Origin of the sequence: Methylobacterium sp. Leaf111 (genome assembly GCF_001423285.1) — a bacterium.
Lineage (GTDB): Bacteria > Pseudomonadota > Alphaproteobacteria > Rhizobiales > Beijerinckiaceae > Methylobacterium.
Genome location: NZ_LMNE01000050.1, coordinates 1 through 4,916, shown reverse-complemented (window position 1 = coordinate 4,916; position 4,916 = coordinate 1). Strand labels below are relative to the sequence as shown.

Below are 4,916 nucleotides of genomic sequence, written 5' to 3'. Positions count from 1 at the left end.
AGAGCGTGAAGGAGATGCCACTGCGCATCCCGCCAGACTCGCAGGACAGGCCTCAAACCGAAACCCCACGCGGACTCAACCGTCAGACCTTAACCACTAGTGCATGCTTTGGCAGGGTCGGCCCCTACGTGGTGAGGACGGCGGTCCGCCCGATCGCGCGCATTACAACTTCACCGACCCGGACAGCCGGATCCTGCCCACCCGCGACGGGTTCATGCAGGACTACAACGGGCAGATCGCGGTCGATGCCGCGCACTCAGATCATCGTGGCGCATCACCTTGTGACGAACGCCTCCGACGCTCGCGCCCTTGTGTCGCTCATCGACGACCTCTGCGCTGATCTCGGGCGAGAAGCCCTGCGAGGTCTCAGGGAATGCCGGGTTTGCCAACGAGGCGAACCTCGCCGTCCTGGAGGAGCAGCGGATCACCGCTTACCTGGCTCCGGGTCGGGCACGTCATGGCAAGGCGGACGCGGCCGGCCGCCGGCGGCTGACGAAGATGCCGTTGATGAGCACGATGGCTGTGCGCCTGAACCGGGCTGGCCGCTGCAGCCGGCTATCGCCTCAGGATGCAAGTGGTCGAGCCCTTGTTCGAGCAGATCAAGCAGGTGAGAAGCTTCCGACAGTTCCTGCTCTGGGGCTTCGATCAGGTCCGGGGCGAATGGGCGATGATCTGCACCGCCCACGACCTCCTTAAACTCGCAGAGGCAGGGCACCAAGCCCATAGCCGACTCACACGTCTGACCAGACTTCGACGCTCATCCCATCTCGTAAACTTGTTACTCGGACGGGCTCCTAGAGGTTTGGTCTTGGCATTTGACGGGGCGGACTTGACGTGAAGCGATTGAACTCTGTGGAACATGCCTTAAAGATGCCTTATAAGGTCGTCAGCGATGTTTTTCCTAAAAATTCAAGGCCTAACTGTCGAAGCTATGAAGGTTGTTCACCCGAGGCGGGGGTGAGAGGCTGGGGTTGCGAAGCCAACCAACCCTGACCGAGTGCCTCGGATGAACACCCATCAGCATGCCCGTATGACGGTTCATGGTCGAGCCCTTCTGGTGAACCGGATCCTGGTCGACGGCTGGCGCGTGGCCGAGGCGGCGCAGTCTGCTGGCATCAGCGAGCGCTCGGCCTACAAGTGGCTGGCCCGTTCTCGGACGGGCGGCGTGGGGGCCCTTCGCGACAGAAGCTCGGCGCCCCTCCGGCCAACGGTGCGTGTCACGCCCGCGATCCGCATGCAGGTCGAGGCTCTGCGGCGCACGCGGCTGACGGGTCAGGCCATCGCCGAACGCCTCGCGCTTCCACGCTTCACCGTCGGCAGGGTCCTGCGCGGTCTCGGTCTCGGCCGGCTGAGCGCGCTCGAAGTTCGGCCGCCGGTCATCCGCTATCAGCGCGAGAGGCCGGGCGAACTCATCCACATCGACACGAAGAAGCTCGGTCGGATCGACGGCGTCGGTCACCGCATCACCGGCAACCGGCGCGACGGCCGGCGCGGCATCGGCTGGGAGGCCCTGCATGTAGCCATCGACGATGCCTCGCGCCTCGCCTACACGGCCGTTCTGCCCGACGAGACCAAGCAGAGCGCCATCACCTTCATGAGTGAGGCGCTGGCGTTCTTCACCCGACATGGCGTCACCGTCGAGCGCGTGATGAGCGACAACGGCTCGGCCTACCGCAGCCATGCTTTCCGCGATCTCCTCGCCGAGGCCGGCCTGCGACACGTCCGGACCAGGCCCTACACGCCGCGCACCAACGGCAAGGCCGAGCGCTTCATCCAGACCTCGCTGCGTGAATGGATCTACGCCGTGCCCTACGCCTCGTCCGCCGACCGGACACAGGCCATGAGCCCCTGGATCGACCACTACAACACCAACCGAACCCACTCAGCCCTCAGCCGACAGACACCCTGGCAAAGGCTGAACAACCTTCTGGGCAACGACACCTAACGCATCCAAAGCGTAGCTCGAGACGATCCAGCCCTTGGCGGGGTACCCCGTGTTCCTGTAGGGACATTCCAATTGATGCCGGCGGCAATCGCACCGCACCACGGTCAGTGCCGGCGATAACGAACGTCAACGAACCTGGAGTCGAATGTGACAAGCAAGCGCGCACTGATCACGGGAATAACAGGTCAGGATGGTGCATACCTGGCTCAACTCCTGCTGGGTAAGGGCTATGCCGTTCACGGCGTCGTCCGGCGCTCGAGCCACGCGGGCGTGTTCGATCACCGGCTGAAATGGCTCGGCATCCAGGATGAGGTTGAGCTGCATGATGGTAATCTGCTCGATCTGTCGAGCCTTGCCCGCATCGTGCAGGCCGTACAGCCGGATGAGGTTTACAACCTCGCCGCTCAATCTTTCGTGACGGCGTCTTGGCAGCAGCCGCTTTTGACTGGACAGATCACCGGTCTCGGAGCTGTGAATCTGCTTGAGTGTGTCCGCACGCTGAAACCGGACGCACGCTATTACCAAGCCTCGTCCTCAGAGATGTTCGGCCTAATCCAAGAGCATGTCCAGAGTGAGACGACGCCGTTCTACCCGCGGTCTCCTTACGGTGTGGCCAAGCTTTATGCCCACTGGATGACGATCAATTACCGTGAAAGCTTCGCACTTCACGCCTCCAATGGGATTCTGTTTAATCACGAATCTCCGTTGCGTGGCGTCGAGTTTGTCACGCGCAAGGTCACTGATGGCGTCGCACGCATCAAGCTCGGGCTCGCCAAGGAGCTTCGTCTCGGCAACATCGATGCGAAACGCGACTGGGGACATGCGAAAGATTACGTTCGTGCGATGTGGATGATGTTGCAGCAGGACGCTCCTGACGATTACGTCATTGCCACGGGGCGCACGGTGACTGTGCGCGACATGTGCGAGATCGCATTCCGGCATGTCGGACTGGCGATCGACGACCACCTGATCATCGACGAGAAGCTGTTCCGTCCGGCTGAGGTCGAGGTCCTGCTCGGTAACCCGGCCAAGGCACAGGCTGCCTTTGGCTGGCATGCGGAGACTACACTGGAGACGATGATCCAGGAGATGGTCGAGGCTGACCTGAAACGCCACAGCACGAAATCTTGATCATCGTCTGCCCGTGAAGCGGATCCTTGTCACCGGCGCTGGCGGCTTTGTCGGCAAGCATGCCATCACTGCACTTGCGGTGGCAGCGGACTCCTCAGACCGCATCGTCGGCATCGGGCGAGGCAAATCGCTTGCTCTGCCCTCGGGGGCGACCTTCCGGTCGCTGGATCTGCTCGATCAGTCGGCGTTGTCGGACTTCATCTCGGTCTACCAACCCACCGACATTTTGCATCTCGCCGCGATCGCCTCAGTCCAGCAATCCGCGCATGCGCCGGGTGAAACGTGGCGGGTAAATCTAGTCGGGCTACTCAATCTCGCCGAAGCTGTGATCCGATTTGCACCGGACGCGACGCTGTTCTTTGTCAGCTCCGGCGAAGTCTACGGGCGCGCTTTCCTTTCGAGGCAGGCTTTGACCGAGGAGGCGATACCGGAGCCTCAAGGTGCCTATGCCTGCTCGAAATGGTTCGGTGAGACGCTCCTGGGCGACGTGATGAAGGGCGGGCGCTATCTCGTGCTCCGTCCCTTCAATCATATCGGACCCGGCCAGGACGAGCGGTTCGTCGTGCCGTCCTTCGCGGGACAGATCGCTCGGATCGAAGCCGGTCTCGTTCCGCCGGTGCTGGAGGTGGGCAACCTCGACGCGGCACGCGACTTTCTCCCCGTCTCCGACGTCGTACGAGCCTACGCCTCACTGATTGTGCAGGGATCTGAGATCGAAAGCGGCACCGTGTTCAACGTGGCTTCGGGGCAGCCACGAACCATCGCCAGTGTTCTTGAAGACATGCGCCGTCATGCGCGGGTGCCCTTGGAAGTCCGCGTTGCGCCGCATCGGATGCGTCCGTCAGAAATCCCCATCGCGGCAGGCGATGCGTCGCGGCTTTCGGCAGCAACGGGGTGGGCCCCACGCGAGGATTGGGACAGGACCCTCTCCGATATCCTCGCTCACGCGCGTACGAATTTGCGTGGCTAGACTCGCGGAAAAGCTAGACCAATGAGTGAATTCCCTAACCTGATCCACCCGATCATCCTCTGTGGCGGCTCGGGCACGCGGCTCTGGCCGGCCTCGCGCGAGAGCATGCCCAAGCAGTTCACGCCGCTCGTGGACCTCAATACCTCGACCTTTCAGGCCACCGCCCAGCGCCTGGTCGATACCGGCGTGTTCGCTCGCCCCACCGTGCTGACCAGCAGCGACGCGCGCTTCATCGTCGCCGAGCAATTGCAGCAGGCGGGCATCCAAGCCGACATCATCCTCGAGCCCGAGCGGCGCGACTCCGCCGCGGCGGTGGCGGTCGCCACTCTGCACGCGGCCCGGCGCGACCCCGAGAGCGTCGTGCTGATCATGGCCGCCGACCACGTCATCGGCGATACCCCCGCCTTCGTGGCCGCCGCCCAGGCTGCGGCGGCCGGCGCCCGGGCCGGGGCCATCATGACCCTCGGGATCACCCCGACCGCGCCCGCCATCGGCTACGGCTACATCCGCGTCGGCGCAGCCCTGGTGGGGGGCGCGGGCAACCATGCGGTCGAGCGCTTCGTGGAGAAGCCCGATCACGCTGGCGCCCTGCGGCTGATCGACGAGGGCGCCCTCTGGAACTCGGGCTACTTCCTGTTCCGCGCCGACGTGATGCTGGCCGAGCTCGAGGTCCATGCCCCGGAGATCCTGGCGGCCACCCGGGCGGCCCTCGATGCGGCCGTGACCGACCTCGACTTCGTGCGCCTCGACGCGGAGGCCTTCGGCCGGGCCCCCAAGACCTCCATCGACTACGCCGTGATGGAGCGGACCCGGCATGCCGGCGTCCGTCCGGTGTCTTTCGCGTGGTCGGATGTCGGCACCTGGGACGCG

At 63.9% G+C, this 4,916-nt stretch carries 4 protein-coding genes and 1 pseudogene; all 5 read left to right on the top strand.

From position 1 onward, the window contains the following. Positions 1-103: 103 nt before the first annotated feature. Positions 104-709: pseudogene (locus tag ASF41_RS19245) on the top strand (transposase); the annotation flags it as partial. Positions 710-1,006: 297 nt separating this feature from the next. Beyond that, positions 1,007-1,945 (top strand): IS481 family transposase, encoded by a 939-nt coding sequence (locus ASF41_RS19240; RefSeq protein ID WP_056496136.1) that lies wholly within the window; start codon positions 1,007-1,009, stop codon positions 1,943-1,945. A 147-nt stretch (positions 1,946-2,092) separates the two neighbouring features. Beyond that, positions 2,093-3,076, top strand: coding sequence for a GDP-mannose 4,6-dehydratase (gene gmd / locus ASF41_RS19235; protein ID WP_056496134.1), 984 nt, complete (start codon positions 2,093-2,095; stop codon positions 3,074-3,076). Positions 3,077-3,089: 13 nt separating this feature from the next. After that, positions 3,090-4,046 (top strand): GDP-mannose 4,6-dehydratase, encoded by a 957-nt coding sequence (locus ASF41_RS19230; RefSeq protein ID WP_056496131.1) that lies wholly within the window; start codon positions 3,090-3,092, stop codon positions 4,044-4,046. A 21-nt stretch (positions 4,047-4,067) separates the two neighbouring features. After that, positions 4,068-4,916: mannose-1-phosphate guanylyltransferase (locus ASF41_RS19225; protein ID WP_162242137.1), on the top strand; the 849-nt coding region annotated here is incomplete at its 3' end.

What these genes read in the sequence shown, in the direction of transcription:
- ASF41_RS19240 (WP_056496136.1), top strand. Translation starts at nt 1,007, where the DNA reads ATGAACACCCATCAGCATGCCCGTATGACGGTTCATGGTCGAGCCCTT.